The sequence below is a fragment of the Paraburkholderia edwinii genome (genome assembly GCF_019428685.1).
GTDB classification, from domain to species: Bacteria; Pseudomonadota; Gammaproteobacteria; order Burkholderiales; family Burkholderiaceae; genus Paraburkholderia; species Paraburkholderia edwinii.
The window spans coordinates 1540920-1559317 of sequence record NZ_CP080096.1; the positions used below are offsets into that span (position 1 = coordinate 1540920).

The window sequence follows — 18398 nt, forward strand, 5'->3', positions numbered from 1 at the left end:
GTCGGTCATCGGGGGCTCACGAATCCTGCGCTTCCGCGTTGGCGTCCGATGCGGCCGGCGCCGCGCTTGCGCCGCTCGCAGGCACTGGGCGTGCGGCGCTCGGCCTGATATGCGCGCCGTCCGACAAACGGTCGAGCCCGTCGGTCACGACGCGCTGACCTGCCGTGAGGCCCGATGCGATCGCGGTGTACGCCCCGTTGGTCGGCCCAACCGTGACCTTGTGCACCGACACCGTATTGTTGGCGTTCACGACATAGACGTAGTCGCCGGGTGCGCCGGTCTGCACCGCCGAGGTCGGCACGAGCACCGCGTCTTGCAGCGTGTCGACGAGCAGCGTCACATTGACGAATTCATTAGGGAACAGCGCTTCGTCGTCATTCGGCAGACTTGCGCGCAGCGTGACGGTGCCGGTGGCGGTCGCCATCTGGTTGTTGATGGTGTAGAGCTCGCCGGTTGCGAGCTTCTTCGAGTTGTCGCTGCTAAAGACTGTAACCGGCAGCTTCGCGCCCGTATTGAAGCGCCGCAGAACATGCTCGAGCGAGTTTTGCGGCACGGTGAATTCGACGGTGGTCGGTTTCATCTGCGTAATCACGGCGATGCCGGGCTGGCTCGACGCAGTGACGTAGTTGCCCGGATCGATAAGCCGCAGGCCGATGCGGCCTGAGATCGGCGCGGTGATATGGCAGTAGATCAGGTCGAGATCGAACTGCGCGATGTTCGCGAGATCCGCCTTGACGGCGGCTTCGTCCTGCTGCACGAGGAACTGCTGGTCGACGTAAGTCTGCTCGGCGATCGACTTGCGCTCGTTCAGTTGCGTAAAGCGCGCGAGGTCGGCACGGGCTTGCGCGAGCGATGCCTTGTCTTTAGCGAGTTGCGCCTGAGCTTGCTGCTTGCTGATTTCGAACTGACGCGGATCGATCTGCGCGAGGAACTGGCCTTTCTCGACATCCTGACCTTCGCGATAGCCGACGGCGGTCAGATAGCCGCTCAATTGCGGCAGCACGGTGACGGTTGCGATCGGCGTAATCGTGCCGAGTGCGCTCAGCGTTTCCGGCATCGAACCTACCGTTGCCGTTGCGACGGTTACGACTTGCGGGGCCGCCGCGCGTGCCGGCTTTTTGCCGCGCAGCACGTGTAGCACGGCGAGGGCGATCAGCACGATCACGATGACGGCGATGATCAGCAGGCCGCGGCGCCTGGGTTTCTGTTGTGGGGTCGTCACGGCGTTCATGGCTTCCTCGCGCGTATTGTTTTTAAGCCTGAGCTTGAGCCTGAGCGGGATGGCGATCGTAACCGTGACGCGAGCGTTGGCCGCTGACCGAGCCGCGGTGCGAGCGCGACGATGCGTCGGCCGATGCCGGGCGGATAGCTATGCTGCATACACCTTCTCATCGATTTGGTTTCCCCGTTCCGAAGGAGCGCCCCGTCCAACCAGGATCGAGAATTAAAACGAGCTTTCGAATCATGCGCCGCCCTGCACACAAAATGCATAGGATGCCGTGAGGTACGGCACGGACACCTTACGATTAGCTAGCAATGCGTTCGGGATCGGCAGTGACCCATCACTTTAACCGGTCAGATGAGGAAGACGCACAATTCGTGTAACGCGGCGTAAACGGAGTGTGGCGTCGGATGGGCGCGGTAAGCGTCGGTCATCAAGGTGTCAAGCAAGCGATGCAAGACGCAAAGCGCGTGCGATGCGGTTAGCGCGATGAGAGGGTGTCGCGCTTGACAGTAATGGTCAGGAATTGTGAGGCCGATGGGTGACGCCTGTATGCGGCGCAGAGATGTTCGTTGAGGACAACGTTGTGCTGGCTGATTGCTTTCAGAAAGCTTGGCATTCTGTGTGTTGTTAGTCTCAGGGTTTCTACCGTGTTGCCGTGTTGCTCGTGATTTGCCGGATCAGCGGTTACGACGCTTTTTGCCAGGATGTAAGTGTCCGGTTTAACCTGGTGCACGTTTAGAACCGGTGGCGGATGCCTGTCGCGACGAGCAGCTGATTGCGGCTGCTCGATGGATCGATCGAATTGATCACCGCGAGCGTGCCGGCCGATGCGCGCTGATAGACCGCTTCCGCGTAGACGTCGGTGCGCTTCGACAATTGATAGTCGGCTTGCAGCGCGCCCTGGTGCCAGTGTTGCGATGACGCATTGGAATACACGTACATGCCGGCCAATACAAGCGTGGGAGTAGCGAGCCAGACGGCGCTGACCTGTTCGTGACCGGCCTTCCGATGAAAAAGGTCAACGTCATGAACAAGCCGAACGCAATGTCATGATCATTGCATCACTCGTCAGGTCTTTCGACGGCTTCTTAAGCGTCGCACTGCGCGCGCGAGTTGCCATAACACGATGCCGGTGAGCGTCCACGAGATGCAGGCAACGATAATCGTTGCCATAACTTCCGCGTCGTCATTGCTGTCAACCTCGCCAAGTCCGGTGACGCGAATCGTGAACATGGTTGCGTGGTACAGCCAGCGAGGCATATCCATAGGCCAGTTCAAGTAGATGTTCGCGAGAGCACCTCCGATGAAATAGGTTGATATAACGAAGGCGCAGATGCGTACTACCCGCTTCATCGAACCTCCACGATTCCGTAGGCCTTGGCGGTTGTGCCTGGCACGGGAATATCAGGGTGGCGCGAGCGGATGTGACGTTCCAGCCTGTCAAATTCAACCGACGACTGCACAGTGATGCACCCTTGGCTAAGCTGTCGCGAACCCGCCGGATGTAAACGGAATTCGCCCCGCCTCACACCGTTAATCATGGTTGTGTCACCTGTTCGCTCGTTCCAAAGCATGAACCACTTCGAACGGTCGGTTGTTCCAATGTCGGTCTGCGAAATCATGTCGTAGAACCATCCCAAGCGCCCGCCCGATTGCCGGTCGAGCAGATAGTACTTGCCGGGCGGGATCGGCCCAATGTCTTGAAGGTCGACGGCCTGCGGGTTGTCGCGACCGTTCAACTGCCCCGAATACGCCGTCACCTCACCAAACCCCGAACACGACAGCGTCGACGTCTGCTGTTTATTCAGCCTGAAAGTGCACTGTACTGGCATCGCCGATCCCGCTCAGACCGTGCGCCACACATCGGCAAACAGCAGATTGCCGTCGTGGTAGTTCCACGAAATTTCGCCGTAGCGGAATTCGACAATCTCGAAGTGGTTCCGGTGAGCGAACTGTTGCTCCTTGATATTGAGCAGCTTCGGCGAGATCGACGCGATCTTCACGTCCTTCATCGACATCGTGAAGTAGTTCTCCTCGTTGCCCGCTTCGGTTGTCCGGTACCACCGGAGCACCGCACCCGCCAGCGTCTGTCCGCGCACAACGGCCTGATAGAGCAACGGCGACGACCGGTCGATTTCTTTTTCGATCGTCAGCGGCCGGTGCGAGTGATGTCCCAGCAGCCTGCCGGTCTGGTGATCGACTGGCGCATCCACGCCATGCGTCACGCTCAGGACTTCAATGCTTCCTTCGCGTCCCGATACTTCGCTGCCGCCGCGAATTGGTGTGTTTCCGTCGTCGGTGAGCCAGAGATGCAAGGGTGTGCCCATCGTCGTTGTTCTCCTGTTGGATATGGTTAAAGTCAGGCATGCAAACTTTTTAACATGCGACTCTTTACGCGTTGTAAAAAACTGTCGCGTCATATCCAGCAAAAACACGGACGGCACAAGGAGGAGCGTTAATTACCGATCAGGAAAATTGTCGCGCAACTTAAAGCCAACGTTGATGCGGATGCGTGTACCTCACGCATCCGCATCAAATGCAATAGCAATGATTTATTGCGTCGAAATAACGATCGCCACGCGGCGATTCTGCGCACGGCCTTCGGCGGTGCTGTTGTCCGCAACCGGATGTGACTTCCCCGCACCGATCGCGGTGAGCCCATCGCGCGCCATGCCCGCGACGACCAGCGCATCGGCCACTGCCTTCGCCCGCTGTTGCGACAACAGTTCGTTATGCGCATCGCTGCCGGTCGAATCGGTGTAGCCGTAAACGCGCACCGTTGAAATGCCGACCTTGATCAGCGTCGACGATACGCGTGTGATGACGTCATGCGCGGCCGGTTGCAGTTCGAACTTGTCTGTTTCGAACAGAACCTTGTCACTGATGCCAAACTCCCAGCCTTCGTCGGTTTCATGAAAGCCTGCTTCCTTGAGCGCCGCGATCTGTGCAGCAGTCAGACCATGTTTAGGCGGCGCGCTCTGGCACCCGGCCAATAGCGTCAGCATCAGCAACAGGCTTGCTGCAATAAGCGCCGGAAAATACCACTTCGTTAAGGTCCTGCTTGCGTTTTTTGTTCTTCCAACCGAGCATTCCACTTCAATCCCCATTTGCGTGTGTGACTGGTTAGCGTGCCATCTGCCACGCACGTTCTCCGGTGCGTTTGGCTTCGTACATCGCGCTATCGGCGGTGCGCAGCAGGCTTGCAACGTCATGCGCATGCGAAGGAAACATCGCGATGCCAATGCTCACCGACGTGGTGACTTGATGTCCACCTGGTAAGGTTATCGGCTCGAGCATCGATTCACTTAATGCCTGCGCAATGCCGATCGCGTCGTCTTCGTCTTCGAGCCCCGGCAGCAGCGCCGCGAATTCGTCGCCGCCGAGGCGCGCGACGACATCGTCCTTGCGCAGCGTTTCACGTAGCCGCGAGGCGATCGTGACGAGCACTGCATCGCCGGCATCATGGCCCAGCGTGTCGTTGATTTCCTTGAAGCGGTCGCTGTCGATGTACAGCACACCGACGGCCGTGTCCAACGCGCGCGCGTCGCGAATCGTCTGTTCGAGCCGCGCCACGAAGTGCGTGCGGTTCGGCAGGCCGGTCAGCGGATCGTGATTCGCCCGGTGACTGAGCGTCGCGTTCTGCTCGCGCAGCGAATGCTGCCAGCCCTCGAATTCGTCGAGCAAGGCGTTGAAGTCGTTTCCAAGCTCCTGCAATTCCATGATCGGCGTGGCGGCCACGCGGCGATCGAAAGCGCGGTCGCGGCGCACGGCATGCGCCACTTCGGCGAGCGCGCGCAACGGTTCGACGATATCGCGATGCATTTGCCGCGCGATAAACGTACCCGCGCCGAGAATGATGAGCAGACACGCCAGCACGCCGCCGATGCCGCCAACGAGGAAAATCGCGAACTGGTGTCCGCGTCCGCGCACGCGAATCTTTGCGAGCACCTTGCCGTTATGCATCACCGGTACGACCGCGCCGCCGGGCAGCGCGAGGTCGGCAATGCGATGCACGCTGCGCGAAAGCGGCCCGTCGCCCGTGCGTTCCCAGAACACAAACGTCGCGCCATGATTGTCGACCACGCGCACTTGGGCGATATCTTCATTGCCCGCTATTTGCGCAATCGCATCTTCCGCGGCGGGCGCGTCGTTGAATACGACGGCGGCTTCGACCGTGTAGGAGATCGAGCGCGCGAGCAGCATCAGATTGTCGTTCGCGTAGGCGCGCAGGACGGTCCATGAGACGAGCACGAGACACACGGCCGCGAGCGAAACCGCGGAAAACGCGAGGCGCACGTAGGTGCGGCGCAAGACGCGCTCGAGGGAGGGGCGTTGCATCACGGCGCTTTGCGCGCGCACGCGGTTGCGCGGTCGAACGATGCGTTTCATGGCGTGCTCCGTTTGCGCGCGAGCTCCAGCACTTTCGGGCTCACACGGACGCCGCTGCGCGCCACGCTGTCCAGGTTCATATCGAACGCCACGCGATTTTTATCGGTCGTGAGGCAAAACATCGCGCCGAGCGTACAGGTGCTGTCACTCTCGGCGATGGTGAGAACGGGATGTCCGGCACGGTTCGCGTCGACCTGCCGGCGTTCGGCATCGGACAGCCTGCCGATGTATAGCGCATCGCATGCGGTGCCGAGTGTGGGATCGTTAGCCGATGCTCTTTGGGTCGCGACTGCGGGTCCCGACGGCGAAGCAAGTTTGTCGATGCCGTCCAGCGAGAAGCGTGTGTTGCCGACGGCGCACAGATGCACAGGCGTGCGCGGTTGCGGCCAGTGCGTGAAGCTGATGATGCCGAGCACGACTTGTTGGACAGCGGTGTCCAGCGTGGCCGGTGACGCATCGGGAGCCTGCTCCTGCGCGCGGCTCGAAATCGCGAAGATGGACATAAGTATGCTGCTGACCCACACGCCGATCCTGCAACTCAGCTTCGCGCGCACGATCGTGGCTTGTTTTTCTCTCTGCACAATATCTCGTCGGGGCCATGACGCCGCATTCGCCAGGCAGCGAAACAAAAGGTCGTATTGCACGAGGAACCCTCCGGAATCCCACTAATGTACGGAGGTCAGCGTGATAACGATTCGGAACGCATGCTTTAAGGGTTAAAGCGCGATCCTGATGAATAGCGTGTTGCCGAAAGTGCCTTAGCAGCACTTCGAAAGCTAAGGACGTTCGGCAGCCGGATATCCGATCTGGATATGCAATGCGGTTACGGTCGGCGCAATTTTGCCATGCATTCGCGCATGACAAAAGCAGGCAAACTCAGAGGAGGTTGAGGGATAGGTGCGCTGGCGCACGCAAACGTTTTATCTATCAGAGAAGGCTCTTCAGCTTCACTTCGCTGTCCGCCAGCGTTTCGGGCGCAATCGTATTGCCGCTATCGACGAGCATGCGCGCGAGCCGCATCTCTCTCGCCAGGCCGCCGAGCCGACCGTAACCGCTCGCACCGACGAGGCGCAGGTTCGCGTCGAAATGGAAATGGATTTCCGCGTCGCTGTCGAGCGCGCGAGTGGTGGAACTGACGCCGAGCGCCGGCTCGCCTGCTACCTGCAATTGATGATCGTACTGATCGGACCAGAACCACGGCAGCGCGCGATACGGTTCCGCGGCGCCGAGCATATTGCGCGCGGCGACACGTGACTGCGTTTCCGCGTTATGCCACGTTTCCTGACGGATCAGCTGGGCGGTATAGCGGCTTGGAAAAAGCGCGACGTCGCCGGCGGCAAACACGCCGCGCGCCGACGTTTCGAGCGACGCATCGACGACAATGCCGCGATTCACCGCGAGGCCGGCTTCACGCGCGAGTTCGTCTGCAGGCTCGATGCCGATGCCGACGATCACCGTGTCGGCCGTTAGCACGTCGCCGTTCGTCAATGTCACCGCGAGCGCGCTGTCGTCTCGCCGATCGATCGATGAGGGCATGGTGTTCACGTGAATTTGCGCGCCGTTCTGCTCGTGCAGCGCGTGCACGCGTGCCGCGATCGAGGCAGGCACGTTGCGACCCAAAAGACGTGGCGCACCTTCGAGCACGGTCACTTCGCAGCCGCGCTTGCGCGCCGATGCGGCAACCTCGAGCCCGATAAACCCGCCGCCGACCAGCACGATGCGTGCATCGGGCACGAAGCGGCGCTCGATCGTCGCTGCGTCGTCGAGCGTGCGCAACACGATCACGCCGTCGAGTTCGGCGCCGGGTATCGTGAGGCGCCGAGGGCGGCCGCCGGTCGCCAGCAATAACGCTTCGTACGCGAACGTGCGGCCGTCGCTCATCTGTAGCGTGCGTGCTTGCGGATCGAACGATTGCACGTGGCCGACGATATGATCGATCCTGTCCTCGCGCCATGCATCGGAGGTCCGCAACTGGCACTGCACCGCTTCACGCTCGCCGGTAAGTAAGCCTTTCGAAAGCGGTGGCCGCTCATAGGGCAAATGCGTTTCGGCGCCGATCATCGCAATCGCGCCGTTCCAGCCGGCCTGACGCAGCGTTTGCGCGGCGCGCCCGCCGACATGTCCGGCACCGACGATGGCCATTAAACGTTCGGAAGTCGTTGCGGATTTCATTGCGGCTGTCATTGCTTAAGACCTCGACTTCAAACCTCGATGAATATACGTCCGCCTTCGACTTTGGCCGGATACGTCCGCAGTTTTTCGCACACCGGTGCGCATAGCGGTCGGCCATCGCGGACATCGAAACGGCCGTTGTGTTTGGGGCACTCGATCACGTGGCCCATCACGAGGCCGTCGGCCAGATGCACGTGTTCGTGCGTGCACAGGCCGTCGCTTGCGAATACGTTGTCTTCGATCCGATAGATCGCGAAGGTACGCCCTTCATGATCGAAGCGCGCGACGTCTTCGTCTTCGATATCGTTGAATGCCGCTGCGTCGAGCCACTGCGTCATGGTTTGTCTCTCAGGTTCTTTGGTCTCTATACCGCCGATTCGGTTCACGCACGCGCGGCCGTTTCGGGCACGGGCCTCGCAATCGAATACGACGGATCGCTTGTCTGGCGCACGAGCGCCGGAATGATTTCGGCGTAAGCGGCAATCGTGCTGCTGTAAGGCGGCGGCATATCGGCCTTAACCACTTCGTGCAACTGCGGTAACGCATGAAACGGCACCATCGGAAACATGTGATGCTCGACGTGATAGTTCATGTTCCAGTAGAGAAAGCGGAACACGGGGTTCATGCGCACAGTGCGGCAATTGCGACGATGATCGAGCACATTCTCGGGCATGCCCGCGTGCTGCGTCAGGCCGAAGTACAGATAGAGCCATCCGCCGTAAAGACTCGGCAGCCCGATATAAAGCAGCGGCAGCACCGAACGGAAATAAAGGCATGCGGCGATAACGACCGCATAGATCGCGAGGCTGATGCGCGCTTCGCGAATGACCTTCGGCCATTCGGACTCCGGCACGAAGGTCTTTTCTTCTTCGCCGACGCGGCCGAACGCGGCGCCGATCATTTTCGGCAATTCATGCGAGACATGCTTGATCGCGAAGATGCTAAGCGCGAGCCCAAGCCAATCGGTGGGTTTTTGTGCGGCAATCTCGGGGTCGCGCCCGACGATCAGCGTATCGGTATGGTGGCGCGCATGACTGTAGCGCCATACGGTGGCGCGCCGGAAAATCTGGAACGAAGCGATCTGATAGAGCACGTCGTTCATCCAGCGCGTCTTGAACGCGGTGCCGTGACCGCATTCATGCCAGCGCGAATCGGCCGGGCTGCAATAAAGCGTGCCGTACAGCCAGAACGCGGGAATCGCCCACCACGAATGCGCGTGCCACGCGAACCAGGCCACGATGCCGCTCGCAACGATGGCGGCGTACCAGATCGCCGTATCGCGAATCGCACGCGCGTCGCTGCGCTGCATCAATTGCTTCATCACCGGGCGTGGAACGGGGGATTTATACCAGGTCGCGTTGACAAGGCCCGCGGCACGCGCCCGTTCACCCGCGCCGCCGATCAGCCGGTAGGCGTCGTGTCGCGCTGCGCGCGAAGCTTCGTGCGAAGGCGTTTGCGGCGTCTGTGTATTGGTATTGGCCACCTGTGTCTCCTTGATCTTTATTGCACTGCACGCAAACGAGCGTGCGATGCGTGTGATCAACATAGCTGACGGCCCGCTAACGCTCAACTGGAAGGTTGACGAAATTTCGTCATTCTTCTAGCGTACGGGGAGGTTTTAGGCGGGTCGGCAAAGGAGACGGCGTGTCGATAGATACCCCACCGCGATGGCGCAAGCGTACGGCGCGTTTCGTTGAAATTGCAGAACGGGCCGGCGTCAGCACGGCGACTGTAGACCGCGTGCTGAACGAACGCGGCAGCGTGTCGGCGAAAACGCGCGAGCGCGTCGTGGCCGCGGCGCGCGAACTTGCCTTGCCGAGGCTCTTGCCCGAAACGCAGCACGGCCTTATTCATATCGACGTGCTGTTACCCGACAGCGATGCACCATTTTTCTGCCGGCTGCGCGATGCCGTGCAACGCGCGATGCAGATGCTTGACAAGCGTGTCGTGGTGCATCGCGCGCTGATGTCGACGGCGGACGAAGCGCGCTTACCGCAAACCCTCGCTCAGTCCGGTTACCGGCGCGCGGCGCTGATCGTCACGACACATGACACGCCGCAGGTGCGCGAGGCACTGGCCGCGGCGATTGCCCGCGGCGAACCGGTGGTGACGATGGTGACCGATGTCGGCGGCATCGAGCGGCTGCACTATGCGGGCATCGACAATCTTCGCGCCGGGCGCACGGCCGGCTATTTCATCGGACGGCTTGCGCGGGAGCCGGGCAGGGTGCTACTGCTGCCGGCACGCATGGACTATCGCGCGCATGTCGAGCGTATCGAAGGCTGCCGCGTGCAGCTCGCTGAGCGCTTTGCGCATCTCGCCTGCGAAATCGCCGATGAGCCGACACTCGATCAAGACGATCGCAGCTTCCGATCCGTGAGTGCCGCGTTAAAGCGCGGTGGCCTCGTCGGCATCTATAACAGCGGATACGGTTCGGCCGGCATCGATGCGGCGCTGCGCAAGTTCGGCGCGGCGGGCAGTGTCGTTTGGGTCGGCCATGAGATGCTCGATCAGCACCGCGCGCTGATCGATGCCGGCGTGATGGATATCGTGATCGATCAGGATCCGGACGGGCAGGTTATCTCAGCACTGCAGCATGTCCTGCATGCATGCGGTGTGGTCGACGAAATGCCGCACGGCGAGCCTGTCGAATTTCGCGTGTTCTGCTCGGCGAATGTGCGGGACACCGGTTATCTCGGCGGCTAAAGCATCGCGTCGCCGGCGTTGCCTTTGCAAACCCCGACGTCGCGCTATCTTCACAGGAATCCGCCGCCTTTGGCGCCCAGCCTTTACCCCTTAAAGGCGCACGCGTCCAACGCTGCTCAGTGATGCTCAAAAAGCTTGAGCTGGCCGCTCTTGTACATCGACCGCACTTTCGTATGCAGCGACGCCTTCGGCGTTTTCTGGCATTCGCCCACGAGCACGGCGATCGGCGTAGCGGTATCCACCGTCATCGTATCGGTCTCCGTAATGCCGAGCTTGTCGACGCCCGCCAGGTAATAGACGACGGCAGGCCGATAGGCTTCGTCGACTGCGAGGAAGTCCTCGCATTTCATTTTCATCGGATTGGTTTTCTGCGGGGTTTGCGCGGATGCGGGAATGGCGATAACTGCACCCAGAAGGCACGCGACCATCACTTTGCGGTTCATTTCATTCTCCGGACAGGGGGATCGTGCGAATACGTAAAGCACCGAATGAATTTGCATCGAGCAGTATCGTCCGCGGGGCAGATAAAACAATTGGACTTTGGTCTAATGTCGCGTCAGTCTTACGCGTAGCGACCCGGACGGCGTAATGCGCGCTACCGCACAGAGTGATCAGACCATGCATCCTATCCTCTCGTCGATCGGCGGAACACCGCGCCAGTAGTCGAAGCAGGGAGAGAAGCACAACGCAAAGAAAACGTTTCACTTGCCCTCACGGTGGTCGCCTATGCTCAGCAGCAGCCAAGCCATCCGATATGCGTTGTGTCTCGCGTGCCTGTGCGCGCCCGTTGCTTACGCGTGCGCGGCCGACGTGATCGGCTACGTCAAGACCGTCAAAGGCAGCGCGCACATCGAGCGCAGCGGACAAAACCTGAACGCCGCGGTTGGCCTCGAAATATATAGCGGCGATCGCATCGTGACGGGCCCCGACTCGTTTGTCGGCATCACGCTGCACGACAACACGCTGCTTTCCGAGGGCGCCAACTCGACGCTCGAACTCAGCAACTTTGCGTTCAATACGACAACCTACGAAGGCGAACTCGATGCGACCATCAAGCGAGGCTCACTCGCCGTGGTCGATGGCAAGATCGCGAAGGCCAATCCGAATGCGGTGCGCTACAGCACGCCGACCACCACACTCGGCGTGCGCGGCACGGAATTCATTATCGAAGTGGGCGGCGACGGGGAGAATGCGCGGTGAAGGCAGCGATGCGCGGTGGCCTTCGGTTCCGGCGGCTGTCCGTTGCGATATGCGCCGTATCCGTTTTATTGGCCGCATGCAGCACGCCGCGCGACAAGATCACGTTATTGCCGAACCCGGACGGCAGCGTCGGATCGGTCGTCGTGAAAAGCGCCACGCAAACTCAGGTTCTCGACAAGCCATACGCGGCCGTGGATGTCGCCCAAGGCGGCGCCATCGAACAAACGATGGACAGCCCTTCCGCGGTACAGGCACACTATGGCCAGTTGCTCGCCGCACAGCCGCCACGTCCAACCACATTCACGATCAACTTTCTGTTCGATTCGGCCACCGAACTTGCGCCGGAGTCATCGGCGACCGTCGCAAAGCTCAAGGCCACGCTTAAAGACTGGCCGGCGCCTCATCTGACCGTAGTCGGTCACACCGATCTGGTGGGTACCGACGAATTCAACGACAAGCTGTCGAAGCGGCGCGCACAAACGGTTGCGGCGTTTCTGGTCAAGGCGGGCATACCCGCCAAGCAGATAGAGACGGCAGCCCGCGGCAAGCGCGAGCCGCTCGTGCATACCGCGAACGGCGTGCCGAATCAGGCGAACCGGCGCGTCGTGATCACGATTCAATAAGCTTGCCGCTTGCGGCCATGCGTTGCATCGATATGGGTCTGCGCTCGCTGACATGAAACTCTTTCGCAACTCATGGATCAGCTCTCTAAAGAAGTTGCCAAGGGCGTACAAGGGCCGCCTGATGGCGTTCGCCGTGCTGTTTGGCCTTAGCGTGCTCAACCTTTGCAGCGAGTGGCCGCACGGTATTCCGCGCCCCGCGTTGCTGGACACCTATGACAACATCCTGCCCGATACGTTTGGAAGACCCAGGCAACTCCTCTTCGATCATTTCCAGCGCTGGTTTCCGCGCATTCCCGCAAGCGAGCCTGTGACGATCGTCGCGATCGACGACAGGACGCTTGCTGCCGTCGGCCAATGGCCATGGCCGCGTAACAAGCTGGCGGCGCTGATCGATGCGATCGCCGCGCAAAAGCCGCTCGCAATCGGACTCGACATCTATATGCCGGAGGCCGATCAGACATCGCCCGACAAAGTGGCCGACAACCTGCCGCCATCGGCCGCATCGCTTATCACGGGGTTGCGCGCATTGCCGAGCCACGAGACCGTTCTCGCGCGAGCGCTGCGCGCGGCGCCGTCCGTGCTCGGCGCGGCGGCGTCCGATCATGCAACGGCCGATACCAGCACCGATATGCGCAGCGCGCCGATTCTCGTGCATGGCGGCAGTCCGCTTGGCAGCGTTGAGCGTTTCGACTACGTGCTCGCAAGCTTGCCGGAGTTGCAGGCTGCCGCGCACGGTCAGGCGATGCTCAACGTGGCGCTCGAACAGGGCACGGTGCGGCGCATCCCGCTCATCATGGGATTGGGCAACAAACTCGTGCCCGGTTTGCCGATCGAAATGCTGCGCGTCGCGACGAGATCGCCGATGGTTGAAGTCTTCGCCGGTACATCGGGCGTGCGGGCAGTGGGCGTGGCCGACGTGCAGGTGCCCACGCAACCGGACGGCGAAATCTGGTTGCATTTCGCCTCGATCCATTCGACGCAGAACCGCTACGTATCCGCACGCGACGTACTGCAAGGCCAAGTCGCGGCCGATCGTATCCGCAACAAGCTCGTGCTGGTCGGCCTGACCGGCACGGGCCTTCCCGATGTACGCGCGACACCGCTCGGCGAGCAGGTGCCGGGCATCGAGATCCAGGCTCAGATCATCGAGACGATTTTCGACGGGCGTTTCCTGCAGCGTCCGGCGTGGATCAAGTGGGGCGAAAGCGCGTTCATCATGGCGTTCGGGCTGCTTGTTATCTGGTACCTCCCGCGCACCGATTCGCGTTTTGCGGCTTTGATTCGAAGGGTACCGAAGGCCTCGGCGATGCTCGGCATCACGTTGAACCTGCTGTCGCTGCTTGTTTGCGTGCTGTTGTTCCGGTATTTCGGTTTGCTGGTCGACGCAGCTTCGATCTTTATTATCGGGTCCGCGGTGATGGGCTCGTTCTTTTCGACGGCGATTCTCGACGACGATGCGAAAAACAAACGCGACATGGCCCACGCGCAAGCGGGCGATCGCGAGAAGAGCGGCACGGGGAAAATATTCGATGGTGCGCTTGCGCGCTGGAAACGCATACATCGAACCTCGAAGTGATTCGGCATATTTCTTCTGCGTTCCCTGGTAATTGTCCTGGTCAGACGTTCATTGGAATTCTGCCTCCTGCGAATTACAGTTCAACGAATCTTTTTTTGTCGACCACAGTCCGACACCTCGGTTGTTGCCCCAATGCCGGTTGCCTTCCTCAGGGTGCATATTGGTGTACGAACTGCCACCATTAGGGGATGTCAATGGCTGCCACGCAATCGGGGGCAACGCCCCTGTCCGATGAAGAAGCACGGCGCCAGTTGCGTCGCGCGGTAATCGCCAGCACGATCGGCACGACGATCGAGTGGTACGACTTCTTTCTCTACAGCACGGTAACGGGCCTCGTCTTCGCGAAGCTATATTTTCCGCAGTCGGACCCGCTGGTCGGCACACTCCAGGCCTTTCTGATCTATGCAGTCGGCTTTCTCGCGCGGCCGGTCGGCGCGGCGATTTTCGGGCATTACGGCGATCGCATCGGCCGGAAGGCAACCCTTGTGGTCACCTTGCTGTTGATGGGCATTGCGACCTTCCTCGTTGCCTTCGTCCCAACTTATGAGTCGATCGGCATCTGGGGGGCAGTGCTGCTCACGATACTGCGGTTCGTTCAGGGCGTCGGTGTGGGCGGAGAGTGGGGCGGCTCGGTGCTGATGTCGATGGAATGGGCGCGCACCGATTCGCATCGCGGCTTTATTGCATCGTGGCCGCAGTTCGGCGTGCCGGCTGGGCTTTTCGTCGCGAACCTCGCGGTGCTTGCGACGAGCGAGATGTCCGGCAGCAGCTTTCTCACCTGGGGATGGCGCATTCCGTTTGCGTTCAGCATCATCCTTGTCGCGATCGGCCTTTATATTCGCTTGAGCATTCTCGAAACGCCGACTTTCGCGCGGCTGCTTGCCGAGCAGAAGATCGAAAAAACGCCGACTATCGAGGTGCTGCGCCGCCAGCCGAAGGACATTCTGCTGTCCGCATTCGCCCGGATGGCTGAGCAGGCGCCGTTCTATATCTACACGGCCTTCGTGTTCACCTATGGCGTCACGACGCTTGGCATGTCGCGCAATCTTCTGCTGACGGCCGTACTCGTCGCTTCGATGTGCGAGTTCGTCACGATACCGCTTTTCGGCCATATCTCCGATCTGATCGGACGGCGCAAGATGTACATCATCGGCTCTGTCGCGGTCGGCATATACGGCTTTATTTACTTCACGCTGCTCGATACGCGCAACCCGGTGTGGACTTTTATCGCCATTGTGCTGTCGCTCGTGCCGCACGCGATGATGTACGGTCCGCAGGCCGCGTTTATCGCGGAGTCCTTTACGGGGCGATTGCGCTATAGCGGCGCGTCGCTTGGCTACCAGCTGGCGTCGATCATTGCAGGCGGCCCCGCGCCGCTGATCGCGACCGCGCTCTTTGCGTACTACCACTCCGGTATGGCGATCGCGATCTATGTGCTCGCATGCGGGGTGATCAGCGTGATCGCGGCCTCGATGCTCGGCGACTATACGAACAAGGACATTTCGCGCGAATACGACGAAGCGCCGGCGTTCGGGGAGACCGGACACGCGCCTCGGGCGAGGTGACAGCTTCGAATTACGCTAAGCTGCGATACAGGCGATCTTCGACACTCATGTCATTTTGAGCGTCACCACGCCGAGCAGGATGACGAGCGCCGCGACAGGACGGCTATAGCCGTGGCGCTCCTTCAAAACGAACATCGAAATCGCCGTGCCGAAGAGAATCGCCGATTCGCGCAGCGCGGCGACCATGGCGATCGGCGCCTTCGTCATCGCCCATAGCACCAGCGTGTACGCACCCAGCGTACAGGCGCCGCCGATCAGCATCAGATACCAGCGCTCGCGGAAATGCGCGTGCGCGGCCGCCCGATGGCGCACCAGTGCCCAGACCAGAACCGGCGGCGCGGCGAGCACGAAGATCCACATCGTGTATGAAGCGGCATGCCCCGACAGGCGCGCGCCTGTGCCGTCGACGAGCGTATAGAGCGCGATCATGACTGCGTTCAGCAGCGCGAGGCGCGTTGTGTGGCCGGAGTTGCGGCCCGAGTTGCGACCGCCGCCGCGATGGACGAGCAGCAAGCCGAGAATGCCGCCGCAAATCAGCAAAACGCCGAACCATTCGCCCACTGTGAGCCGTTCGCCGAGCAGCGGCACGCTTGCGATCGCAACGAGCAGCGGCGGCGCGCCACGCATCAACGGGTACGCGTGGCTCATATCGCCGCTGCGATACGCCGCGCCGATCAGCAAAAAATAGACGATGTGAATGATCGCGGACGCGACGATGTACGGCCAGCTGCTCGCATGGGGCAACGGAAGGAAGGGAACCACTGCAACGCAAATCAAGCCCGCGCTGCCGGTAACGAAGACGATATCGAGGATCTTGTCGGGGCTCGCTTTGACGAGCGCATTCCAGCTTGCATGGAGAAATGCCGCAAAAAGCACGACCAGCAACACACCTGTAGACATTATTTAAGCCCCCTGTATGTCTAACAGCTTATCTATCTTGAACTGGCGTGACAAACGAGATAAATTGGGTGTTTGCGTTAATAAAACTATCGTGAACGCAACGCCATGAAGCGGACCTTGCCCCCTCTCAATGCACTACGCGCCTTCGAGGCGGCCGGCAGGCTCGGCAGCTTCAAGGAGGCCGCGGCGGAATTGCACGTCACGCATGGCGCAGTAAGCCAGCACGTGCGCGCGCTCGAGGAATGGCTCGATGCGCCGCTATTCGAGCGGCGCAACCGGCGTGTCGTGCTGACTCCGGCGGCCAGGGCTTATCTCGATGAAATCGGGCCGCTCTTCGAGCAGCTCGCGCAGGCTACCTCGCGCTACGGCATTCCGGCCACCATTTCACGCACGCTGTCGGTCAATGCGGTGGCGACTTTCACGTTACGCTGGCTCGTGCCGCGACTCGCGAAATTCCATCGCGAGCATCCGGGCGTGGAAGTGAAGGTCGATACGTCGAACGAGCCGTTGGAAAGTTTGAAAGAGACGTACGACGTGATCATTCGCGGAGGCCCCGACACGTTTTACGGCTATTCGATGCGCGTGTTTCTTTCTGAGGAGCGCGTGCCCGTTTGCAGTCCGGCCATGCTCAAGCGCCTGCCGGCTCGCGTGCCCGATGATTTACGCACGCACACGCTGCTGCATACCTCGAGTTTGCCGCGGCTTTGGCCCGATTGGCTTGCCAGGGCGAACGTTCCCACGCTAAGCCCCGCTGCAACGCTTACATTCGATCATTTTTATCTGACGTTGCAGGCCGCAGTGGATGGTGTCGGCATAGCGATGGGGCCGATCGCGCTCGTCGCGGACGATCTCGCCGCGGGGCGGCTCGTCTTGCCGTTCGACGGGCCGCGTTTGCCGTCGCGCAGTTATTGCAGTTACGTGCCACAGGAAAAGGCCGCCGACGATCTCGTGAAGCTGTTCTGCGCGTGGCTCGAGCGCGAAGGGCAGCGCGCTCAGACTCGCTCCAGCGGAAAGCCGCCGGCAAACGTCTCCCTCAAATAAGCGACAAAAACCGCGACTGCACGCGGCACATTCGGCGCATACGGACGCACCACATACAGTTGCTCGGCAAACGCGCCAAGCGGGCGCCAGTCCGGCATGACGATTTCGAGCTTGCCCGCCTGCACGGCGCTTTGCGCGGTGAAATCGGGCACCAGCGCGATGCCGAGGTCGTCGAGCGCCGCATCGCGCAGCGCCTCGCTATTGTTCGCCGAAAACGCGCCGTTGACCGCCACGCTAACGGGCCCGGCCTGAGCTTTTCGCGCGGTGCGATGCTCGAACGTCCAGACGCTCGAGGCGCTGACGCGTGGATAGAACAGGCAATCGTGCGACGCGAGCTCGGCGGGCTCGGCAGGCCGGCCGCGCCGTTTCAGATAGGCGCGCGTCGCCACCAGTACCGAATGCGTTTCGCAAAGCTTCCACGCAACATGCGTTTCCGGCGCCTGCGCGCTGTGCCGTATCGCCAGATCGAAGCCTTCGGTGGCGATCGAACTGAGCCGGTCCGACACTTCGAGCTGCACTTTGACCTCGGGATTCGCGCGCAAAAAACGCGACATGCGCGGCACGAGTTGCTGGCGCACGAACGCGACGGGCGCGGTCACACGAACGAGCCCGCGCGCGACGCCGGCCATTTCACGCACCGTCGAAAACACATTCGCAATTTCGTCGTAGCGCGGCCGCGCGCTTTCGACGAGCCGCTGCCCGGCTTCCGTGAAGCGCACGCTGCGTGTGGTGCGCTGCACGAGCGGCACGCCGGCCGCGCGTTCGAGTTCGGCAATACGCTGGCTCATCGCCGCCTTGCTGACCCCGAGACGCGCGGCGGCAGCCGTGTACGACCCCTGTTCCGCCAGTACCGTCAGCCAGTGCAGGTGTACCCAGAGCCCTTCGATCTTTTGCGCGTCCATCGGCGGATTGTTCACCATAGAAAACAATAATTTCAATGTTACCGCCTTTGCTTGGGCGCCGGGCGTCCATACACTGTCCACATAGCGAATTACCGTCAA

At 61.0% G+C, this 18398-nt stretch carries 20 protein-coding genes; 6 read left to right on the forward strand and 14 right to left on the reverse strand.

Annotated features, from left to right (window positions below; all coding sequences use genetic code 11):
• Positions 1 to 16 precede the first annotated feature (16 nt).
• The 11 genes from KZJ38_RS28605 to KZJ38_RS28655 form a co-directional block, all read right to left on the reverse strand.
• On the reverse strand, positions 17 to 1231 hold the full coding sequence (locus tag KZJ38_RS28605) for an efflux RND transporter periplasmic adaptor subunit (protein WP_219803434.1): 1215 nt from the start codon (positions 1229 to 1231) through the stop codon (positions 17 to 19).
• A gap of 729 nt (positions 1232 to 1960) precedes the next feature.
• On the reverse strand, positions 1961 to 2167 hold the full coding sequence (locus KZJ38_RS28610; protein WP_219803435.1) for a porin family protein: 207 nt from the start codon (positions 2165 to 2167) through the stop codon (positions 1961 to 1963).
• Positions 2168 to 2293: 126 nt separating this feature from the next.
• Positions 2294 to 2578, reverse strand: a complete 285-nt coding sequence (locus KZJ38_RS28615) for a hypothetical protein (RefSeq protein ID WP_219803436.1) — start codon at positions 2576 to 2578, stop codon at positions 2294 to 2296.
• Entirely contained in the window at positions 2575 to 3057 is a 483-nt protein-coding gene (locus tag KZJ38_RS28620) for a DUF2778 domain-containing protein (RefSeq protein ID WP_219803437.1), read from the reverse strand. The genes KZJ38_RS28615 and KZJ38_RS28620 overlap by 4 nt, the downstream gene beginning before the upstream one ends.
• 12 nt (positions 3058 to 3069) lie before the next feature.
• Positions 3070 to 3552 (reverse strand): type VI secretion system tube protein TssD, encoded by a 483-nt coding sequence (gene tssD, locus KZJ38_RS28625; protein ID WP_219803438.1) that lies wholly within the window; start codon positions 3550 to 3552, stop codon positions 3070 to 3072.
• 225 nt (positions 3553 to 3777) lie between these two features.
• Positions 3778 to 4230, reverse strand: coding sequence for an outer membrane lipoprotein YfiB (gene yfiB, locus KZJ38_RS28630; RefSeq protein ID WP_219803439.1), 453 nt, complete (start codon positions 4228 to 4230; stop codon positions 3778 to 3780).
• Between the two features lie 118 nt (positions 4231 to 4348).
• Positions 4349 to 5614 (reverse strand): diguanylate cyclase DgcN/YfiN, encoded by a 1266-nt coding sequence (gene dgcN / locus KZJ38_RS28635; protein WP_246642054.1) that lies wholly within the window; start codon positions 5612 to 5614, stop codon positions 4349 to 4351.
• On the reverse strand, positions 5611 to 6258 hold the full coding sequence (yfiR, locus tag KZJ38_RS28640; RefSeq protein ID WP_246642055.1) for a regulatory sequestration protein YfiR: 648 nt from the start codon (positions 6256 to 6258) through the stop codon (positions 5611 to 5613). The genes dgcN and yfiR overlap by 4 nt, the downstream gene beginning before the upstream one ends.
• Positions 6259 to 6541: 283 nt before the next feature.
• Positions 6542 to 7756 carry an NAD(P)/FAD-dependent oxidoreductase gene (locus KZJ38_RS28645; protein WP_219803440.1) on the reverse strand — a complete coding sequence of 405 codons (1215 nt, stop codon included), beginning with the start codon at positions 7754 to 7756 and terminating at the stop codon, positions 6542 to 6544.
• A gap of 59 nt (positions 7757 to 7815) precedes the next feature.
• Positions 7816 to 8124: a non-heme iron oxygenase ferredoxin subunit gene (locus KZJ38_RS28650; protein ID WP_219803441.1), complete on the reverse strand. Its 309-nt coding sequence runs from the start codon at positions 8122 to 8124 to the stop codon at positions 7816 to 7818.
• A gap of 44 nt (positions 8125 to 8168) precedes the next feature.
• On the reverse strand, positions 8169 to 9269 hold the full coding sequence (locus KZJ38_RS28655) for a fatty acid desaturase family protein (RefSeq protein ID WP_246642056.1): 1101 nt from the start codon (positions 9267 to 9269) through the stop codon (positions 8169 to 8171).
• Between the two features lie 161 nt (positions 9270 to 9430).
• On the opposite strand from KZJ38_RS28655, the gene KZJ38_RS28660 reads away from it, so the two are divergent.
• Positions 9431 to 10492, forward strand: coding sequence for a LacI family DNA-binding transcriptional regulator (locus KZJ38_RS28660; RefSeq protein WP_219803443.1), 1062 nt, complete (start codon positions 9431 to 9433; stop codon positions 10490 to 10492).
• 116 nt (positions 10493 to 10608) lie between these two features.
• On the opposite strand, the gene KZJ38_RS28665 is transcribed toward KZJ38_RS28660, so the two are convergent.
• Positions 10609 to 10935 carry an HdeA/HdeB family chaperone gene (locus tag KZJ38_RS28665; RefSeq protein WP_219803444.1) on the reverse strand — a complete coding sequence of 109 codons (327 nt, stop codon included), beginning with the start codon at positions 10933 to 10935 and terminating at the stop codon, positions 10609 to 10611.
• Between the two features lie 283 nt (positions 10936 to 11218).
• Here KZJ38_RS28665 and KZJ38_RS28670 point away from each other — a divergent pair, with 283 nt between their 5' ends.
• The 4 genes from KZJ38_RS28670 to KZJ38_RS28685 all read left to right on the forward strand — a co-directional run bounded on the left by KZJ38_RS28670 (position 11219) and on the right by KZJ38_RS28685 (position 15456).
• Positions 11219 to 11692 carry a FecR family protein gene (locus KZJ38_RS28670; RefSeq protein WP_219803445.1) on the forward strand — a complete coding sequence of 158 codons (474 nt, stop codon included), beginning with the start codon at positions 11219 to 11221 and terminating at the stop codon, positions 11690 to 11692.
• A gap of 68 nt (positions 11693 to 11760) precedes the next feature.
• On the forward strand, positions 11761 to 12315 hold the full coding sequence (locus KZJ38_RS28675; protein WP_246642057.1) for an OmpA family protein: 555 nt from the start codon (positions 11761 to 11763) through the stop codon (positions 12313 to 12315).
• A 121-nt stretch (positions 12316 to 12436) separates the two neighbouring features.
• A complete protein-coding gene (locus KZJ38_RS28680; RefSeq protein ID WP_246642058.1) occupies positions 12437 to 13891 on the forward strand; it encodes a CHASE2 domain-containing protein in 1455 nt (484 codons plus the stop codon).
• 194 nt (positions 13892 to 14085) lie between these two features.
• Complete coding sequence (locus KZJ38_RS28685) at positions 14086 to 15456, forward strand: MFS transporter (RefSeq protein WP_219803447.1); 1371 nt, start codon at positions 14086 to 14088, stop codon at positions 15454 to 15456.
• A 45-nt stretch (positions 15457 to 15501) separates the two neighbouring features.
• Here the strand turns inward: KZJ38_RS28685 and KZJ38_RS28690 are convergent, their stop codons facing one another.
• The gene (locus tag KZJ38_RS28690) at positions 15502 to 16356 is read right to left on the reverse strand and encodes a DMT family transporter (protein ID WP_219803448.1); all 855 of its coding nucleotides are present in this window, start codon (positions 16354 to 16356) and stop codon (positions 15502 to 15504) included.
• 105 nt (positions 16357 to 16461) lie between these two features.
• Between KZJ38_RS28690 and gcvA the strand changes: the two genes are divergently transcribed.
• A complete protein-coding gene (gcvA, locus tag KZJ38_RS28695) occupies positions 16462 to 17397 on the forward strand; it encodes a transcriptional regulator GcvA (RefSeq protein WP_219803449.1) in 936 nt (311 codons plus the stop codon).
• Here gcvA and KZJ38_RS28700 read toward each other — a convergent pair.
• The gene (locus tag KZJ38_RS28700; protein ID WP_219803687.1) at positions 17349 to 18299 is read right to left on the reverse strand and encodes a LysR family transcriptional regulator; all 951 of its coding nucleotides are present in this window, start codon (positions 18297 to 18299) and stop codon (positions 17349 to 17351) included. The two genes, gcvA and KZJ38_RS28700, sit on opposite strands and share 49 nt — an antisense overlap.
• Positions 18300 to 18398 lie beyond the last annotated feature (99 nt).

Excerpts from the sequence above, each read along its gene's own strand:
- KZJ38_RS28605 (WP_219803434.1), bottom strand. The coding sequence starts at position 1,231 with ATGAACGCCGTGACGACCCCACAACAGAAACCCAGGCGCCGCGGCCTG.
- KZJ38_RS28610 (WP_219803435.1), bottom strand. The coding sequence starts at position 2,167 with ATGTACGTGTATTCCAATGCGTCATCGCAACACTGGCACCAGGGCGCG.
- KZJ38_RS28615 (WP_219803436.1), bottom strand. The coding sequence starts at position 2,578 with ATGAAGCGGGTAGTACGCATCTGCGCCTTCGTTATATCAACCTATTTC.
- KZJ38_RS28620 (WP_219803437.1), bottom strand. The coding sequence starts at position 3,057 with ATGCCAGTACAGTGCACTTTCAGGCTGAATAAACAGCAGACGTCGACG.
- tssD (WP_219803438.1), bottom strand. The coding sequence starts at position 3,552 with ATGGGCACACCCTTGCATCTCTGGCTCACCGACGACGGAAACACACCA.
- yfiB (WP_219803439.1), bottom strand. The coding sequence starts at position 4,230 with ATGCTGACGCTATTGGCCGGGTGCCAGAGCGCGCCGCCTAAACATGGT.
- dgcN (WP_246642054.1), bottom strand. The coding sequence starts at position 5,614 with ATGAAACGCATCGTTCGACCGCGCAACCGCGTGCGCGCGCAAAGCGCC.
- KZJ38_RS28645 (WP_219803440.1), bottom strand. The coding sequence starts at position 7,756 with ATGGCCATCGTCGGTGCCGGACATGTCGGCGGGCGCGCCGCGCAAACG.
- KZJ38_RS28650 (WP_219803441.1), bottom strand. The coding sequence starts at position 8,124 with ATGACGCAGTGGCTCGACGCAGCGGCATTCAACGATATCGAAGACGAA.
- KZJ38_RS28665 (WP_219803444.1), bottom strand. The coding sequence starts at position 10,935 with ATGAACCGCAAAGTGATGGTCGCGTGCCTTCTGGGTGCAGTTATCGCC.
- KZJ38_RS28670 (WP_219803445.1), top strand. The coding sequence starts at position 11,219 with ATGCTCAGCAGCAGCCAAGCCATCCGATATGCGTTGTGTCTCGCGTGC.
- KZJ38_RS28680 (WP_246642058.1), top strand. The coding sequence starts at position 12,437 with ATGGCGTTCGCCGTGCTGTTTGGCCTTAGCGTGCTCAACCTTTGCAGC.
- KZJ38_RS28685 (WP_219803447.1), top strand. The coding sequence starts at position 14,086 with ATGGCTGCCACGCAATCGGGGGCAACGCCCCTGTCCGATGAAGAAGCA.
- KZJ38_RS28690 (WP_219803448.1), bottom strand. The coding sequence starts at position 16,356 with ATGTCTACAGGTGTGTTGCTGGTCGTGCTTTTTGCGGCATTTCTCCAT.
- gcvA (WP_219803449.1), top strand. The coding sequence starts at position 16,462 with ATGAAGCGGACCTTGCCCCCTCTCAATGCACTACGCGCCTTCGAGGCG.
- KZJ38_RS28700 (WP_219803687.1), bottom strand. The coding sequence starts at position 18,299 with ATGGACGCGCAAAAGATCGAAGGGCTCTGGGTACACCTGCACTGGCTG.